This window comes from Streptomyces sp. NBC_00620, from assembly GCF_026341825.1.
GTDB lineage: Bacteria > Actinomycetota > Actinomycetes > Streptomycetales > Streptomycetaceae > Streptomyces.
In genome coordinates this window covers 1,301,246-1,318,920 of record NZ_JAPENY010000003.1, presented here as the reverse complement: position 1 = coordinate 1,318,920, position 17,675 = coordinate 1,301,246, and the positions used below count along the sequence as shown (strand labels likewise).

At 71.6% G+C, this 17,675-nt stretch carries 13 protein-coding genes; 5 read left to right on the top strand and 8 right to left on the bottom strand.

Translation table 11 applies throughout. The features are described 5' to 3' along the window. Nucleotides 1-41: 41 nt before the first annotated feature. On the bottom strand, nt 42-818 hold the full coding sequence (locus tag OG246_RS37125; RefSeq protein WP_266473239.1) for an SDR family oxidoreductase: 777 nt from the start codon (nt 816-818) through the stop codon (nt 42-44). Nucleotides 819-826: 8 nt separating this feature from the next. Continuing rightward, nucleotides 827-2,002 (bottom strand): phytanoyl-CoA dioxygenase family protein, encoded by a 1,176-nt coding sequence (locus tag OG246_RS37120; protein WP_266473234.1) that lies wholly within the window; start codon nt 2,000-2,002, stop codon nt 827-829. A gap of 107 nt (nt 2,003-2,109) precedes the next feature. On the opposite strand from OG246_RS37120, the gene OG246_RS37115 reads away from it, so the two are divergent. Next, nucleotides 2,110-3,141 (top strand): LacI family DNA-binding transcriptional regulator, encoded by a 1,032-nt coding sequence (locus OG246_RS37115; protein WP_266473232.1) that lies wholly within the window; start codon nt 2,110-2,112, stop codon nt 3,139-3,141. A gap of 9 nt (nt 3,142-3,150) precedes the next feature. Here OG246_RS37115 and OG246_RS37110 read toward each other — a convergent pair whose 3' ends face one another. Then, entirely contained in the window at nt 3,151-4,311 is a 1,161-nt protein-coding gene (locus OG246_RS37110) for a Gfo/Idh/MocA family protein (RefSeq protein ID WP_266473230.1), read from the bottom strand. Between the two features lie 109 nt (nt 4,312-4,420). Between OG246_RS37110 and OG246_RS37105 the strand changes: the two genes are divergently transcribed. Continuing rightward, complete coding sequence (locus tag OG246_RS37105) at nt 4,421-5,446, top strand: LacI family DNA-binding transcriptional regulator (protein ID WP_266473229.1); 1,026 nt, start codon at nt 4,421-4,423, stop codon at nt 5,444-5,446. Nucleotides 5,447-5,648: 202 nt separating this feature from the next. Here OG246_RS37105 and OG246_RS37100 read toward each other — a convergent pair whose 3' ends face one another. The 3 genes from OG246_RS37100 to OG246_RS37090 form a co-directional block, all read right to left on the bottom strand. Beyond that, on the bottom strand, nt 5,649-8,045 hold the full coding sequence (locus OG246_RS37100; RefSeq protein WP_266473227.1) for an excinuclease ABC subunit UvrA: 2,397 nt from the start codon (nt 8,043-8,045) through the stop codon (nt 5,649-5,651). A 278-nt stretch (nt 8,046-8,323) separates the two neighbouring features. Next, the gene (locus OG246_RS37095) at nt 8,324-8,968 is read right to left on the bottom strand and encodes a hypothetical protein (RefSeq protein ID WP_266473226.1); all 645 of its coding nucleotides are present in this window, start codon (nt 8,966-8,968) and stop codon (nt 8,324-8,326) included. A 16-nt stretch (nt 8,969-8,984) separates the two neighbouring features. Then, a complete protein-coding gene (locus tag OG246_RS37090) occupies nt 8,985-9,902 on the bottom strand; it encodes a DMT family transporter (protein WP_266473224.1) in 918 nt (305 codons plus the stop codon). Between the two features lie 201 nt (nt 9,903-10,103). Between OG246_RS37090 and OG246_RS37085 the strand changes: the two genes are divergently transcribed. The 3 genes from OG246_RS37085 (at nt 10,104) to fusA (ending at nt 13,426) form a co-directional block, all read left to right on the top strand. Further along, on the top strand, nt 10,104-10,934 hold the full coding sequence (locus tag OG246_RS37085) for a DUF429 domain-containing protein (protein WP_266473223.1): 831 nt from the start codon (nt 10,104-10,106) through the stop codon (nt 10,932-10,934). A gap of 66 nt (nt 10,935-11,000) precedes the next feature. Further along, the gene (locus OG246_RS37080; protein ID WP_266473222.1) at nt 11,001-11,168 is read left to right on the top strand and encodes a hypothetical protein; all 168 of its coding nucleotides are present in this window, start codon (nt 11,001-11,003) and stop codon (nt 11,166-11,168) included. A 125-nt stretch (nt 11,169-11,293) separates the two neighbouring features. After that, nucleotides 11,294-13,426: an elongation factor G gene (gene fusA / locus OG246_RS37075; protein ID WP_266473220.1), complete on the top strand. Its 2,133-nt coding sequence runs from the start codon at nt 11,294-11,296 to the stop codon at nt 13,424-13,426. Between the two features lie 100 nt (nt 13,427-13,526). On the opposite strand, the gene OG246_RS37070 is transcribed toward fusA, so the two are convergent. Further along, entirely contained in the window at nt 13,527-16,190 is a 2,664-nt protein-coding gene (locus OG246_RS37070; protein ID WP_266473218.1) for a DUF6493 family protein, read from the bottom strand. 5 nt (nt 16,191-16,195) lie between these two features. Further along, the gene (locus tag OG246_RS37065) at nt 16,196-17,578 is read right to left on the bottom strand and encodes an SWIM zinc finger family protein (RefSeq protein ID WP_266473216.1); all 1,383 of its coding nucleotides are present in this window, start codon (nt 17,576-17,578) and stop codon (nt 16,196-16,198) included. Between the last annotated feature and the right edge of the window lie 97 nt (nt 17,579-17,675).

Sequence of the window (17,675 nt, the reverse complement as noted above, 5' to 3'; positions counted from 1 at the left end):
GTGTTGCTCCTTGGGAGGTGCGGGTGTCTTGCGAGGGGGAGTCAGCCGAGGGCGCCGAGGACGTTCTGGTCCCAGTCGATCACCGAACCGGTGACCACCCCGGACCGGTCGGACAGCAGGAACACGACGAAGTCGGCGATCTCGTCCGGCTGGCCGAGCTTGCCCATCGGCAGCTTCGCGGCGGCTTCCTCCCGCCAGTCGTCCCCGGCGCCGTGGAAGGCCTTCTGGGTCGCGTCCTCGCCCTCGGTCGCGGTCCAGCCGATGTTCAGGTCGTTGATCCGGACCCGGTCGAAGCGGTGGGCGTGCGCGGCGTTGCGCGTCAGGCCCGCCAGACCGGCCTTGGCCGCGGAGTACGCCGCCAGGTGGGGCGGCCCGCCGTGTGCGCAGTTGGAGCCGATGTTGACGATGGTGCCCGGCGCCTTGCGCGCCACCATGTCGGCCACCGCAGCCTGCATCGCGAAGAACGGCGCCTTCAGGTTGATCGCGATGTGCTGGTCGAACAGTTCCGGCGTGGTGGCGAGCAGGGTGCCGCGGGTGGTGAGCCCGGCGGAGTTCACCAGGCAGTCGACGCGGCCGTGCGCGGCGATCACCTCGGCCACGGCCGCCTTCGCCTGCTCGGCGTCCGACAGGTCGGCGCGTACGAACATCGCCTTGCCGCCCGCCCCGGTCAGCTCGGCCACCAGGGCCTCACCGGGCTCGGGTCGGCGGCCGCTGACGGCCACCACCGCGCCCTCGCGCACCGCGGCGCGAGCGATGGCGGCGCCCACGCCCTGGCTGCCGCCATTGACGAGGACGACCTTGTCGTCGAGAAGTCCCATGTTGTTCCTCAGCTTTCGCGTCGTTCGGTACCGGCCCGCAGCTCCTCGCGGAGCGCCTCCGGGGTCCATTCCTCGCGCACCGCCCGGCGTACGACAGCCGCCTGCGAGAGCGGTGCCAGACCGTCGAGCGGCGGGTCGCTGTCGAGGTTGGTGGGGAAGGGGTAGCCCTCGGCGCAGGCGGCGACGACCGTGTCCAGCCACTCCTCGCCCGCGCCCTCGGACTTGCGCTTGAGCAGCACGGGGAAGACCGCGTTGCTCACCGCCTCGCGGTCGACCGTCTCCATCGCCCGCCCGAACGCGGAGGACACCTGGAGCAGGTTGGCCATGCGCCGGACGTCCGCCGTGCGGTTGGTGCCGGCCGCGTGGAAGAGCGCGGGGTTGAAGAAGGCGGCATCGCCCTTGGCGAGGGGGAGCTGGATGTGGTGCGCCTCGAAGTAGGCCTGGAACGCGGGCAGTCGCCAGGCCAGATAGCCAGGCTCGTACTTCTGCGAGTGCGGCAGATACATCGTTGGCCCCGACTCGACCGGCATGTCGCAGTGCGCGACCGCGCCCTGCAGCGTGAGCACGGGGGAGAGGCGGTGCACATGGGCGGGGTAGCCGGCGGCGGCCTCGTTGCTGAGGAAGCCTAGGTGGTAGTCGCGGTGCACGGTCTGGGCCGCGCCGCCCGGGTGGACCACGTTGATCTGCGAGGTGACCTGGTAGCCGGGGCCGAGCCAGGCGGCCGACACCAGCGCCAGGATGTCGTTCGCGTAGTAGTCGGCGAACGTCTCCGGGTCGTAGAGCGCGGCCTTCTCCAGGGCGTTCCACACCCGGTCGTTGGCCCCCGGCTTGGCGAAGTGGTCCCCGGCGCCCGCGCCCGAGGCACGCTGCTCGGCGATCAGGGCGTCGAACACCGCGGTCGTACGGTCGACGACCGACGTGTCCGGGAAGGCGCCCTGGAGGACCGCGATGCCGGGCCCCTCGGCGAACGCCCGGACCAGCTCGGCCTGGACCTCACGGCGCTCTCCGGCGGCCACGGCCTTGCGGAGCCGGTCACTGTCGTAGACGAGGACGTTCCGCTCCACGGAGGAGGCGTACGGGAACTCGGAGAGGTCGGTCGGCCGCTCGACCAGCGCACGGAAGGCGCTGAGGTCGCAGTCCTGCTCGGAGAGCCAGGCGCGGCGTTCTGCGGAAGTGAAGGACATCGTCGTCCCCTCGGATCACGGTGTGGTGCGGCTCTGTCATTCTTGTCATGACAAACCCTTCGAACAACCAGCAGCAACCCATCAAAAACCCCTCAGGGAGCCGCCGCATGGGTCACCCTTTCCCGATCCGGGAAATAGCACGTCAGGCGGGTCTCAGCGAGGCCACCGTGGACCGGGTCCTGAACGGCCGGGGCGGGGTGCGTGACAGCACCGTGCGTGAGGTCCGCCTGGCCATCGCCGATCTGGACCGGCAGCGCACCCAGGTCCGGCTGGTCGGCCGTACGTTCATGATCGACATCGTGATGCAGGCACCGGAGAGGTTCACCACCGCCGTGCGGGCCGCGCTGGAGGCCGAGCTGCCCGACCTGCACCCGGCCGTCGTGCGCTCACGCTTCCACTTCCGTGAGACCGGGCAGGGGGAGGAGCTGGTCGGGATACTGGACCGGATAGCCCGGCGCGGCTCGCAGGGCGTGATCCTCAAGGCCCCGGACGTGCCCGAGGTGACCGCCGCCGTCGGCAGGCTCGTCGCCGCCGGCATACCCGTCGTCACCCTGGTGACCGACCTGCCCGCCAGCGCCCGGCTCGCCTACGTCGGTATAGACAACCGGGCGGCGGGCGCGACGGCCGCCTACCTCATGGGCCAGTGGCTCGGCGACCGGCCCGGCAATGTGCTGACCAGCCTCAGCAGCGGCTTCTTCCGCAACGAGGAGGAGCGCGAGATGGGCTTCCGGGGCGCGATGCGCGCCCGGCACCCGGAGCGGACCCTCGTCGAGATCGCCGAGGGACAGGGCCTGGACGCCACCGAGTACGACCTCGTCCGGGCCGCGCTCAAGCGCGACCCGGACATCAGAGCGGTCTACTCGATCGGCGGCGGCAACATCGCGACCTTGCGCGCCTTCGCGGACCTGGGCCGCGAGTGCGCCGTGTTCATCGCCCACGACCTCGACCACGACAACACCCGGCTGCTGCGCGAACAGCGCCTGTCGGCCGTGCTCCACCACGACCTGCGCCAGGACATGCGTGAAGCCTGCCGCCTTGTCATGCGGGCCCACGACGCCCTGCCGCCCGCCGGTCCGGCACTGCCGTCCGCGATCCAGATCGTCACGCCCTACAACATGCCTACGACACCGCGGCGTTGAACAACACGCCTACGACACCGCCAAGTTGACCCACGTGCCGCTCTCCGCCGACCGCGCCATGGCATCGAGTACGGCCGCACTGTGCACGGCGTCCTGGAGGGTGGCCCCGTGCGGTTTCCCCTCGGCGACGGAACGCAGGAAGCGGTACGCCTCGATCACCTTCAGATCGTCGTAGCCCATGGCGTTGGCGGCGCCCGGCTGGAAGGCGCCGAACTCCCCGTCGCCCGGGCCGACATACACCGTGCTGACGGGCTGGTCCTGGTACGCGGTGCCGCGGCTGACGCCCAGCTCGTTCATCCGGCGGAAGTCCCAGAACACCGCGCCCTTGGTGCCGTGCACCTCGAAGCCGTAGTTGTTCTGCTCGCCGACCGAGACCCGGCAGGCCTCCAGGACACCGCGGGCCCCGGTGGCGAAGCGCAGCAGGCAGTTGACGTAGTCCTCGTTCTCGACCGGGCCCAGTTCGCCGCCGGAGGCCCGGGTGTGGCCGGCGGTCGCGCCGGTCGGGCGGGCCCGCTCGGGTACGAAGATCGCGGTGTCGGCGGTGAGCGACTCGATGTCGCCGAGCAGATAGCGGGCCAGGTCCGCGCCGTGCGAGGCCAGGTCGCCCAGCACTCCGCTGCCGCCGCGCTCCCGCTCGTACCGCCAGGTCAGCGCGCCCTCGGGGTGCGCCGCGTAGTCGCTGAACAGGCGGACGCGGACATGCGTGACCGCGCCCAGTTCACCGGAGGCGATCAGCTCGCGGGCCGCCTCCACGGCGGGTGCGTTGCGGTAGTTGAAACCGACCGTCCCCTGGACGCCGGCCTTGGCGACCGCGTCGGCCACCGCGCCCGCGTCCGCCGCCGTCAGGCCCACCGGCTTCTCGATCCAGATGTGCTTGCCGGCCTCGGCCATCGCGACGCCGATCTCGCGGTGCAGGAAGTTCGGGGCGGTGATGCTCACCGCCCCGATGCGCGGGTCGGCGGCCACCTCGCGCCAGTCGCGGACCGCGGTGGCGAACCCGAACTGCGCGGCGGCCTCCTCGGCCCTGCCCGGGACCTCCTCGGCGACCGTCACCAGCTCCGGGCGCAGGGCCAACTGCGGATAGTGGTGCCGGACACGGGAGTAGGCCTGGGTGTGCACCCGGCCCATCCAGCCGAATCCGACGACGGCGACACCGAGCGCATCCACCATGACAGCCCTTCTTTGGACCGGTCCATAATCTGTCCAGGCCACCCTGAGCGGGGTTCTACCTGGTGTCAACCCTTTGACAAGCGCGAGTGACGCATGGAACGGTCCAGAGATGCGACCGCCGACGAGTCCGGACACCAGACCGCCGACGATCCGCGATGTGGCCGACCAGGCCGGTGTCTCCAAGTCGCTGGTCTCCCTGGTGCTGCGCGGCTCCGACCAGGTGCGCCCCGAGAAGCGCGAGGCCGTGCTGCGGGCCGTACGGGAACTGGGCTACCGGCCGAACGCCGCCGCGCGCAGCCTCAGCGAACAGCGCACCCGCACGGTCGGCGTCCTCCTGAACGACCTGCGCAACCCGTGGTTCGTGGACCTCCTCGACGGCCTGAACCCGCTGCTGCACGACAACGGCCTGCACATGCTCCTGGCCGACGCCCGCCTCAACCGCCGCACCGGCCAGGACCCGGCCGGACCACTGCTCGACCTCGGGGTCGACGGCCTGGTCGTGGTCGGCACCCTGCCCGACCCGGCCGCGCTCGGCAGGGTCGCCGAGAGCATCCCGGTCGTCGTCGCGGGCGCCCGCGAGCCGGTACCGCCCGGCGTCGACGTCGTGGCGGGTGACGACGAGCGGGGCGCACGGCTGATCACCGAGCACCTCATCGGCCTCGGCCACCGCCGGATCGCGCACATCGCGGGCTACGGCGCCGTCGGCGAGCTGCGCCGGGCCAGCTTCGAGGCGACGATGCGGGCGCACGGGCTCGCGGACGGAGCGATCGTCGAGCCCAGCGACATGACCGAGGAGGGCGGCTACCGCAGCACGGTGCGGTTGCTCAGCGGCCCGCGGCGGCCCACCGCCATCCTCGCCGTCAACGACATCGCCTCGGTCGGCGCGCTGTCGGCCGCCGAGGAAATCGGCCTGAGCGTCCCCCGCGACCTCTCCGTCACCGGCTACGACAACACGAGCATCTCCCGGCTGCGCCACGTCTGGCTCACCACCGTCGACAATGCGGGCCACGAGGTCGGCCGCCGCGCGGCCCGCTGTCTCCTCGACCGCTTCGACACACCCGGCACTCCTGGCCGCGTCCACCTCGCCCCGCCCGCACTGGAGATCCGGGGGACCACGGGCGCCGTCGGAGGCTGATCGCTCAGGTACTTGTGCGGCGAGTCGATGCCGGCAACGCGGTACACCCGCCCCGCCGTTGAGGACGACGAGCTCACCGACCGCCTCGGCGGACGCGACAGCGCGTGGGAACTCGTCCGGTAGGCGCCGCCATACACCGCGGACGGGTTCGAGGCGCTGCTCCGCGCCTCGAACCCGTCCACGGTGTCCGCAGGGGCCTCGGTCAGCCGCCGACGTAGGCCGCGAGGTGCTCGCCGGTGAGGGTGGAGCGGGCGGCGACCAGGTCGGCGGGGGTGCCCTCGAAGACGAGGCGGCCGCCGTCGTGGCCGGCGCCGGGGCCGAGGTCGATGATCCAGTCGGCGTGTGCCATGACCGCCTGGTGGTGTTCGATGACGATGACCGACTTGCCGGAGTCGACGAGCCGGTCGAGCAGGCCGAGCAGCTGCTCGACGTCGGCGAGGTGGAGGCCTGTCGTCGGCTCGTCCAGGACGTAGACGCCGCCCTTGTCTCCCATGTGGGTGGCCAGCTTGAGCCGCTGACGCTCGCCGCCGGACAGGGTGGTGAGCGGCTGGCCGATGGTGAGATAGCCGAGCCCGACATCGGCGAGCCGCTCGAGGATCTTGTGCGCGGCCGGTGTGTGCGCCTCGCCGGAGCCGAAGAACTCCTCGGCCTCGGTCACCGGCATCGCGAGCACCTCGCTGATGTCGCGCCCGCCGAGGCGGTACTCGAGCACCGAGGCGTCGAAACGCTTACCGCCGCAGTCCTCGCAGGTGGTGGCGGTGCCGGCCATCATTCCCAGGTCGCTGTAGATGACGCCGGCGCCATTGCAGGTGGGGCAGGCGCCCTCGGAGTTGGCGCTGAACAGCGCGGGCTTCACGTCGTTGGCCTTCGCGAACGCCTTGCGGATCGGGTCGAGCAGGCCGGTGTACGTCGCCGGGTTGCTGCGTCGCGAGCCGCGGATCGGGCTCTGGTCGATCGACACCACACCCTCGTCGGTGGGGATCGACCCGTGTACGAGCGAGCTCTTGCCGGAGCCGGCGACGCCCGTGATGACGCTGAGCACCCCGAGCGGGATGTCGACGTCGACGCCCTGCAGGTTGTTCGCCGTCGCGCCGCGGATCTCCAGCGCGCGGGTGGACTTGCGCACCTCCTCCTTGAGGGAGGCCCGGTCGTCGAGGTGGCGGCCGGTGATGGTGTCGCTGGCCTGCAGCCCTTCGACGGTGCCCTCGAAGCAGACGGTGCCGCCCGCCGTACCGGCGCCGGGACCGAGGTCGACGACGTGGTCGGCGATCGCGATCACCTCCGGCTTGTGCTCCACGACGAGCACAGTGTTGCCCTTGTCCCGCAGCTGCAGCAGCAGGTTGTTCATCCGCTGGATGTCATGCGGGTGCAGGCCCGCGGTGGGCTCGTCGAAGACGTAGGTGACGTCGGTGAGCGAGGAGCCGAGGTGGCGGATCATCTTGACGCGCTGCGCCTCGCCGCCGGACAGCGTGCCCGACGCCCGGTCGAGCGAGAGGTAGCCGAGACCGATCTGCACGAAGGAGTCGAGGGTCTGCTGGAGCGCGGTGAGCAGCGGCGCCACCGACGGTTCCTTGACGCCGCGGACCCACTCGGCCAGGTCTCTGATCTCCATCGCGCAGGCGTCGGCGATGCTCTTCCGGTTGATCTTCGACGAGCGGGCCCCTTCGGTCAGCCGGGTGCCCTCGCACTCGGGGCAGACGGTGAAGGTGACCGCCCGCTCCACGAACGCCCGGATGTGCGGCTGCAGCGACTCCTTGTCCTTGGACAGGAACGACTTCTGGATCTTGGGGATCAGCCCCTCGTAGGTGAGGTTGACGCCGTTGACCTTGACCTTGACCGGCTCCCCGTAGAGAAAGGCCTGAAGCTCCTTCTTGGTGTACTGGCGGATCGGCTTGTCCGGGTCGACGAAGCCGGACTGGGCGTAGACCTGCACGGTCCACTGGCTGTCCGACTTCCAGCCGGGGATGGTGAACGCGCCCTCGGCGAGCGACTTGGAGTCGTCGTAGAGCTGGGTGAGGTCGATGTCGGAGACCGAGCCCCGGCCCTCGCAGCGCGTACACATGCCGCCGGTGCGGTTGAAGGTCGCCTTCACGGTCTTGGTCTTGGCGGCACCGCGTTCGACCGTGATCCCACCGCTGGCGTGGACCGAGGCGGTGTTGAAGGAGTACGCGCTGGGTGGGCCGATGTGCGGCTTGCCGAGCCGGCTGAAGAGGATGCGCAGCATCGCGTTGGCGTCGGTGGCGGTGCCGACCGTGGAGCGGGGGTCGCCGCCCATCCGCCGCTGGTCGACGCTGATCGCGGTGGTGAGACCGTCGAGGACGTCGACCTCGGGGCGCGCCAGCGTCGGCATGAACCCCTGCACGAAGGCGCTGTAGGTCTCGTTGATCAGCCGCTGCGACTCCGCGGCGATCGTGTCGAACACCAGTGAGCTCTTGCCCGAGCCGGAGACGCCGGTGAACACCGTCAGGCGGCGCTTCGGGATCTCGATGCTGATGTCCTTGAGGTTGTTCACGCGCGCGCCGTGCACGCGGATCAGATCGTGGCTGTCGGCGGCGTGCAGCTCAGGCGAGGGGGTGCCCGTCCTCTTGGCCGTGCTCATCGTGTCTCCATCTGTCGGGCGGCTCGTTCACCTCGCGCCAAGACTGGATGCGGCGTGGGGATGTGCGCAACCAGCTTTGCGGGGTGACCGGCGCACGCTCCGTCGAGGATCGTCACGAGGGAGGAAGCTCGCGCGCGGGGAGATGTCCATGGCACTCACGCTAGGCGCGGTTCGAAGGTCGGCGCTTCTCGAATCCTGACCGGTCTGCTCGGACGTACTGGCTGGAGAGTTCCACGAAGGGGCCCTGCCCCGTTCCGCCAGTGCGTGTGAGCGCCCCGTCAGCGGCCCGCCCGTCCCTGCGGTTGACGAGTCGTCAGCCACGCGCTCGCGCCCGGCAGCGAGCGGACCTCACGCGGCCGGCGGAACCCGAGAGGCCGCAGCTGGTCACCGTGGCGGGCGGAGGTCGTGACCGCGACGGCGGTGGCGGCCTGGCTGTCGACGGCACGCAGCCCCGGGGCCAGCAGGTCGGCGGCGACGGTGTGGTCCCAGGCGCTCGTGTCGTCCAGCGCGCCGACGACGACCACCTTCCAGTGCGGCCCGTCGGGCCACGCCCCCTTCAGCCCCGTCGCCAGGACCGGGCGTTCCTGCGGGCGGGTGGCGAGCTCCCGGGAGAAAAGGCTGCTGAAGCGGGTGTCGGGGGGCTCGGACCCGGCGCCCGGCGGCAGCCAGACGGCGGCCGCGAGAAGTGTGCCGTCCTCACGCTCGGCCACCCATACCTGGCCCTCTTCGAGGGCATGGTGGGCCAGTACCAGCCGCATGGCGCTCTGTGTCTGCTCCCAGTCCAGCGCGCAGTCCTCCAGAACCGGGTCAGGGGCCGGAAGCGAGGCAGGGGGCGACGGGGCGATCAGGCGCACCACGGCGGGTACGTCCACCAGCCCCGCCGCACGCACGGTCGTCAGAGGACGCAGTTGAAGAGTCGTCATGTTCGTGTTCTCCATTTCAGGTGGCCCGGCTCGTGCCGGTGAAAAGCCGTGTGGGCCGCAGCCCTGGCACGGTTTCCGCCTTTGCCGGGCGTGGTACGCGCGGCCGGCCGTAGCCGCCGTCGGGATGGTCGTGGTGGGACTGGGACCGGCTGAGCAGGACCACACCGCGGGCGGCCGCCGCGGCGCCGGCGAGGGCGAGCAGGGTGCCGGTCGCGCCGTACTGGAAGCCTTCGCCGAGCAGGGTGATGCCGATGACGGACGCGGTGACCGGGTTGACGAGGGTGAGCAGGGCGAGCGGGCCGCCGAGGCCGCTGCGGTACGCCTTCTGCGAGAGCATCAGCCCCGCCGCGGCGAACGAGACGGTGAGGACCGCCACCACGGCCGCGCTCCAGGACACCGCCGGCCCTACGGCGAGTTTCTGGGCCAGCGTGGAGCCGACTCCGGAGGCGATGCCGGAGGCCGCCGCGAAGCCGAGGCCGCTCGGGGCGATGCGGATGAGCGCCAGGATGGCGGTGGCGGCGGCGAGTGCGATCAGCAGCACCTCGGTGGTGCGCAGGGTGCTGTCCGGCGCGTTGCCCGAGGCGGTGGCGGTCAGTAGCGCGGTCAGCCCGACGAGGGTGAGGGCCATGCCGCGCCACTGTGTGCCCGAGGTCCGGCGGCGGGCGGCCAGCGAGCCCAGGGGCACCGCCACCACGAGGGTCAGCGCGCCGAGCGGCTGCACCAGGGTCAGCGGCCCGTACCGCAGGGCGACCACGTGCAGCAGTGCACCGGTGGCGTTGAGGAGGACGGCCCACCACCACGAGACACGGGTGAGCGCGTCCCGCAGGTCCGGCGTTCCGGCAGCTGTCCGTTCCTGGACCACAGCGGCTGTGGCGTAACAGACCGCGGAGACCAGGGAGAGGGCGACGGCCAGGAACACCGGAGAGGCCGTCATCGCGAAGCCCGCGCTACGACGGTCAGGACCAGCCCCTCGGACCCCGCCCCACGCGGCACCTCGGGCTTGCTACTGCTGCGACTGGGCACGCCCCGGGCTCCCATCAATACGAAACGGTTTCGTACACATAAGCTACGGTGGCCGCGAACGAAACGCAAGCGTTTCTTTAATGAGCCCGTCGTCATCTGGTACCACCGCTGCATGGAGACAGAGCGGTTCATCGGCATTGACCTCGCCTGGGCGCACGGCGGAACTCGCGCCAGGCCCAACGAGACCGGGGTAGCTGCTGTCGACCGTAGCGGCGTGGTGCTCGAGTGCGGCTGGACCCGTGGTCTCGAGGAGACGATGTCGTGGCTTGCCAGGACAGCCGCCGACGGATCCGCCCTGGCCTTCGTGGACGCACCGCTGGTCGTCGACAATCCGGCCGGGCAGCGGCCGTGCGAGCGGGAGGTCGGTCAGCGGTACGGACGCTGGAAGGTGAGCGCGAACAGCACCAACCAGAGCTCTCCGCGCCTCGCCGGTGTTCTCCTGCGGGAGGGGCTGGAGAAGTCCGGCTGGGTCTACGACGACGGCAGGGGCGGGCCGCCGACGGGCGGGACGGTCATGTCCGAGTGCTATCCGTACACGACTCTGGTCGGGGCCCACGAGCTGGGCTACGACCAGGAACGCCCCACGTACAAGCGCCGGCCGGCGCGCGTGCCGACGGCACAATGGCGAGCGGTGAGGGCAGCGGAGTGCGACAGGCTGATCGCGCGCATGGCGGGCCTGGCCACCGCCGATCCGCCCCTGCTGCTCGCCTCCCACCCGGTCTCCCGCCGGCTGCTCGACGAGCCCTCACCCCAACGGGCCGCCGACTACAAGCACCGGGAGGACCTCATCGACGCACTGCTCTGCGCGTGGACGGCCGCACTGTGGTCCCGGCACGGTCCGGCGCGCTGCCAAGTACTCGGAGCGGACAGCCCCGCACCACCCGGCCACGCCCCCACCATCATCGCGCCTGCCCGCCCGGAACAGCGGCGTGGGGGAGAGTGACGGCGAGAGGCGGAAAAATCCGGTGTCCTGCCCCCGGCCTGGTTCCCTACACTCGCCCCACAACGCGTGCCGCGCATCACCGCGGCGCGCCCCGTGACGAACGAGGGGAGCCCGGCCATGCGTTACCGCACCGCTGTTGTTGTTCCCCCGTCGCGGTACGAGGTGATCCTCGTGTCTTCGGGTGTCCGGTGCCGGCTGCGCGGCCGGGACCGGATGGCCCTGACGAACGCCTGATCTCTGCACGCCCCGCATGCGCGTCCTTCTGTGGTTGCGCCCGTGCCGGAGTGCCCGTAGGCCATGGTCCGTTCGTCCGGGAATTGCGCCGACCCCTTCTGGATCATCCTGAAAGGCCATGGGCCGTGCGTACCGAACTGCACCGCGATCTCGTCAACCCGCTCACCGCCGTCCGTAATCTGGGCATCCTCGCCCACGTCGACGCCGGCAAGACCACCGTCACCGAGCGGATCCTGTATGTCACCGGGACCACGCACAAGCGGGGTGAGGTCCATGACGGCACTACCGTCACCGACTTCGACTCCCAGGAGCGTGACCGTGGCATCACCATCTTCGCCGCAGCGGTGAGTTGTGCCTGGGACGGGCATCGGATCAATCTCATCGACACCCCGGGACACGTCGACTTCTCCGATGAGGTCGCGCGGTCGCTGCGGGTGCTCGACGGGGCGATCGCGGTGTTCGACGCCGTCGCGGGGGTCGAGCCGCAGAGTGAGTCGGTGTGGCGGCAGGCCGACCGGTACGGGGTGCCCCGTATCGCGTTCGTCAACAAGCTGGACCGTGCCGGCGCCGACCTCGACGCGGCGGTCGAGTCGATCCGGGAGCGGCTGCATCCGGCCCCGCTGGTCGTGCAGTTGCCGATCGGCGCGGAGGACGGGTTCAGCGGGGTCGTCGATCTGCTGCGTATGCGTGCGTTGGTCTGGGCCGAAGGCCGCGACTCGGTCGAGGAGGGGCCCGTACCCGATGGCCTGCTCGAAGAGGCCCGGCGGCGGCGTCGGGTGCTGGAGGAAGCGGTCGCCGAACTCCATCCCGGCGCATTCGAGGAGTTCTGCGCGGAGTCCGGCCTCTCCGCGCGGACCCTCGAAGGCGCGCTGCGCGACCTGACCCGTACCGGTGACGGTGTGGTCGTGCTGTGCGGCTCGGCCTACCGGAACCGGGGGATCGAACCGCTGCTGGACGCCGTGGTGGCGTACCTGCCCTCGCCGTTGGACGTGCCCGCCGTGCGCGGTGTCCGGGGCCGGGACGGCGGGGAGGAGGAGCGGGCCGCCGATCCGGCGGCGCCGTTCGCGGCGCTGGCGTTCAAGGTGAACGCCACCTCCACCGGGCGGCTGACCTACCTGCGTGTGTACTCGGGAACGATCCGGAAGGGAGAGGCTGTGGCTGTCTGGGACGCGGGCGCATTGCGCACCGAGCGGATCGGGCGGATCCTGCGCGTCCAGGCCGACCGCCACGACCGGTTGGACCGGGCGGTGGCCGGGGACATCGTCGCGGTGGTCGGGCTGAAGGCCGTCCGTGCCGGTGCGACCGTGTGCGCGCCCGGGGCTCCGCTGGTCCTCGAACCGCCGAGCACGGCCGAACCGGTCGTCTCCGTCGCGGTCGAGGCCAGTGCCCGGACCGAAACGGACCGACTGGTGTCGGCGCTGGTGCGGCTGGTCGAGGAGGATCCCTCGCTGGTCGTACGGACCGACCCCGAAACCGGTCAGACCGTGCTGTCCGGCATGGGCGAACTGCATCTGGAGGTGGCGGTGGAGAAGATCCGGCGCGCCCACGGGCTGGACGTCCGGGTCGGCCGGCCGAAGGTGGCGTACCGGGAAACGGTCGCACGCGGGGTCACCGGACACGTCCACCGGCACGTCAAACAGGACGGTGGCGCAGGTCAGTTCGCGCATGTCGTCCTCGATGTGGAACCGCTGCCGGTCCCCTCGGGCACGGCCGGTGACGGTGCGACGGGCTTCGAGTTCCGGTCGGTCGTCGTCGGTGGACGCGTACCGCAGGAGTACGTCCGGGCCGTGGAGGCCGGTTGCCGGGACGCGTTGGGCGAAGGGCCGCTCGGCGGTCATCCGGTGACGGGGCTGCGAGTTGTCCTGACCGACGGCGCGACTCATCCGAAGGACTCCTCGGAGATGGCGTTCCGGACGGCCGGGCGGCTCGCGCTCCGGGAGGCACTGCGCGCCTGCGCGGTCGTCCTTCTGGAACCGGTGGTCGAGGTCACGGTCACCGCGCCCGACGACGCCGTCGGCGGGGTGCTCGGCGACCTGGCCGCCCGGCGCGGCCGGGTCTCCGGCTCGACCGCACGAGGCGGGGCGGGCACGGGCACGGTGGTGATCACCGCCACCGTGCCGCTGGCCGAGCTGTTCGGTTACGCGACCCGGTTGCGCAGCCGGACGCAGGGCCGGGGAGTCTTCACCACCCGGCCCGTCGGCTACGCCCCGGCGTCGGCATCGGGCCTGGCGTCCGACGGAGCACCGGCCGCCCGGTAGCCGTGGCGACGGTCCCGCCCGAAATCGGGCGGGACCGTTCCCGCGTCCCCTCAGCGCAACGCGTCACGCAGCAACTCAGCGCAACGCATCACGCAGCAACTCAGCGCAACGCATCACGCAGCAACCTGGCGTTCTTCACCGTCTGGCTCGACGCGCTGCGCCCGGCCACCGCCGTGACCTCGGCGCTCTCTCCCTTGGCCGCGCACCGCGAAGCGCACTCGACGGCGAGTGCCAGCAGGGCCGCCGTGCCCCGGACCGGGGTGTCGCGCAGCAGGCCGGGCAGGGCGGCTTCGAGTACGGACCACACGGTGGCGTAGGCGCCCGTCTCGGCGGCGGCCCGCAGCGAGCCGCCTGCCTTGTCCGCGTGGGGCAACCCGTGGTTCAGCAGAGCCTCGAGCTGCCGTCCGAGCAGTCCCGCGTCCAGCTGCCGCCGTGCGGCGAGTACCAGCATGGCGTCCACCGCCGAGTCGCTCTCCGGCTCCCAGAGCAGTCCGAACGCCAGGGCGAGGTGCACCGAGTAGCCCGCCGGGCCGCCGGACTCCACGACGAACGGCAGGTTGCGGGGCCACCCTCGCTGGGACACGCGCGGCTCGAAGTAGTCGCGTGCCATCAACTCATCGCGGTGGTACGGGAGTTGCGCCACCCAGAAGGGTGCCATCGGGTCGGCCAGCCCCCGGTTGCCGACGTACGGCCCGATCAGGGCCGCGGCGACCGGCGGGAGCGGGGGATCGATGACCACACCGGGCCGCGCAGGTGTCCACCACCCCTGCGACGCGGGCTTCGGCGGCTTGCAGTGGGGCCACCCCTTCGGCTCCGAATCCTGGTGCGCCGGGCCGCCCTCGCGCAGCCAGCGTGCCAGCCGCTGTCCGGCGTCGGAACCGAGAGCCTCGGCCGCACTCAGCACCTGCTCGTCCGATGTCGGGGTGACGCGCAGCAGAGCCTGTGCCAGGTCGACCGGCGCGGGGGTGACGCCGAGTTTGTCGAGCGCCGAGATCCGCTCCACCAGTACGGCGGCGTCCAGCGCGCCGGTGGCGAGGGTCGGCACGGCAAGGAGGAACGGCTGTGCACCGGACTCGATGACGTCCATCGCCTCGGTCAGGCGTGCCGCGAGCATCGAACCGGCCAGAGAGTGGGTTTGACTCGGGCCGGTCTGCGTGACGTGGACGGCCCGCTGCATCATCACGGCCCGTCTCCTCGGCTCGTCGCCCCGCACCGCGCTCGCCACGTCGTAGAGGTCGGACTGCACCCAGTCGACATGGCTTTTCGGTTCCCTGCGCATGACCGGCTTCAGGGCATCGGCCAGTGCGGTCCGGTCGAGGTGGGCGTGCCGGACCAGTCCGTCCAGGGCGCGTTCGAACGCCACCACGTCCCTGTCGTTCGCGACGACCGCCGCGACCTCCTGTGCGACCTCGGCGGCCGTCGCGATGGGACCCGGCACTGGGCGGGGTTCGGGAACGGAGGGCAGTACGTCGGCGTACGGCTCGGTCACGGCATCCTGGGCCGTGCCGAGCAGTTCGGCGGCCCGCGCCGACAGCCCCGGGCTGAGCTGTTCGGCGGCCGCCCGCAGCTCCGGCAGCACCGAGTCGTCGGCGGCCTTGAGATGTTTCGCGACCAGCTTGAGCGCCTGCTCCTGCAGTGTCATCTCGCGGTGGCCGAACGTCGTCGCCGCGTCGACCAGCACCCGGCCCGCCCGCGCCGGATCCCGCCGCGCCACCCGGCCGAGCCAGCCGAGCTGTGCGCGCACCAGTTTCTTCTCCGGGCGGAGCAGGACCCGTTCGCACGCCTCGGTGAACAACCCGGGCTCCAGCAGCCCCGCCTCGTCAAGGCCGGTCAGGACCTCCTGGGCGTAGGTGGCCACCGGCAACGACCGGTCGAGCAGCGCCAGGTAGTCCCTCACCACGAGCGCCTTCTCGGCCGGTGTGGAGGCCAGGGCCCGCAGGAACACCAGGAAGGGCGCGATCTCCATGCGCGTACCGTCTTCGAGGAGACGCCCGAGAAGGTGGTCGACCAGCGCGGCGCGTTCGCGGGCCACCCCGGCGTGTTCCGCAGGGCTGAGCGCGAATGCTTCCAGCGTGACCACCGCCTGCGTCCCGTGCGGCGGATCGCCGACCATGTCCGCGAAGAGGTTGTGGATCAGCTCGTCACGGTCCACGACGCCTTCGGCAGTGAGACCGATGAGCGCTTCCAGCGGCCGTTGAGACGTGTGCCAGCCGAAGAGGAGGCGCCCCGGTCGGGCCACGGCCAGTGGGAGTAGCTTCGGGGTGAAGTCGTCAGCGCGCAGCCGCTCCAGGAAGTCGGCACCCGGTGCTCCGCCCAGCACCCGCGGGCGCCGCTCCCGGCCGTCGGCGCGGTCGTACAGCCAGGCCAGGACGAACTCGTGCGAGGCCGGCGGCGAACAGCCGGTGTCGCGGACGAGGTGCTCGGTGACCGCGAACACCGCGCCGGCTGTCGTCGCCTGTTCGCCGAGGTGCGCGACCAACTCGGTCCGCCATGCGACGGGGTACAGGTCCAGGAGGTCCACTGTCCAGGTGTCCATCGTGAAGTACGGGTACGTCCGGATCCAGGCCGCCGTGGCCTCGGGGGTGACCTGACATCCCAGTCGGGCGGCGAACAGGGCGATCCTCTCCGCCTCCGTGTTCTCACGCCGGACGATGACCTCGAACAGGGCCGTCAACTCGGCGGCGCACGCCCCTCGCTGATCCGGCGTCAGCTCACCCAGTTCCCGGACCACTCCGCCGACATCGCCGGCCGCCACACGTTCCATCAGCTTCATCGTGCGGCCTCCGTCGCCGTGTCCCGGACCATGCGCACGGCGAGCGCGTGCGTGCACGGCCCGCGTCCTCCCCGGTACTTCGCCCACCACAGACACGTACAGCTCAGCCGTCCCGTGTCGTCGGCGCGTACGAGATGGCCCTGGTCGCCCCTGCCGACCGACGCCAGTGCGCCGTCCAGCCGTACGGCCCCGTCCGCGACCAGTGCCCGCGCGCGCCGCAGCCTGGGGTTGCGCGCCTCCGCGTCGCCCGCCGAGTACGGCAGGTGCCGGTGGAAGTACGCCTCCTCCGCGAGGTCGTAGCCGACCTGGCCGGACGCCCCGAGCACCGTCAGCGCGGCACGCACCCGGTCGGCGGGCAGGTCCGCCTGCCCGGAAAGCTCGGCCACGTCGATCCTCGGCTCCCAGGCCAGCAGCGCCGAGACCAGGTCCGCGTCGTCCGCCGCCGTGCCGGTGGCGAGGTCGTGGAGTACGCCGCCCTCGCCGGAGAACCCCCGTGAGGCGTTCTGGGAGAGCATCAACGTCAGCCGCATGCCGGGTAGTTGGAGCTCCCAGGTGACGGCTGCCGCGTCGGACTCCGCGAGGTCCGGGGCGTACACGCGCACGGTCGTCGCATGCCGCAGCACCTGCTGGAGCGCCAGCAGTCGTTCGGGGCCCGGCAGGCACACGGCGTCCGGCGCCGGCCTGCTCGTGGGGCGCAGCGTGCGGCCGCCCACGGGCACCACCCAGCGCGTCGTACGGGCACTGGACCGGAGAGTGGGCCGTGGAAGGGTCCGCAGGAAGGCGGCCGCCTCCGCGGCCGGTACCTCGGCGCGCAGGGTGAAACCCGCCGCGAGTACCTGTGCCTCGGCGAAGCCGCGTAACCAGCGCTCCGGCAGCGGGACCTGCTTCTCCACGAACCGGCCGTCGAAGGTGGTGACCGCCAACTCGTCGGGTCCGACCGTCAGATGCAGTGGATCAAGCCCGCCGAGCCTGGCGAGCGCCCGCCTGAGGGGGGAGTTGATGTCGACGTTGGTCGTGCCGTGGCCGACGTCGTCGCCGTCGAGGCCCGGCGCGAGCACGTCGAGGCGGGCGTAGGCGCCGCAGCAGCCGGAGAATGACTCCATCCGCAGCCGGTCACCGTCGGCCGTCACCACCGGGTCCAGCGAGGCCGGCGCGGCCGGCTGGTAGAAGCGGGTGGCCGCGATGTCGGCGACGGTGAGCAATGCCGCCGCCGTGGCGGCCGGCGCTGTCAGGAAGCCGCTGAACAACCGCGGATTGGCCGCCTCGCCGGCCGGCGTTGCACCACCGGAGGTCTCAAGCCCGAGGGTGCGCCGCCCGGCCGTGGACTCGTGCACGGCCGACGGGTGTAAGTAGGCGTAGGACTGTATGTGTGAGGTCACGCGGCCACGTTACGGCTGGGCAGTGACAGGGCCAGGAGAACCGTTGACAGACACCGCGGGCGCCCGCGGCGTGTTCGCCGACGGCGACTGATGGCTA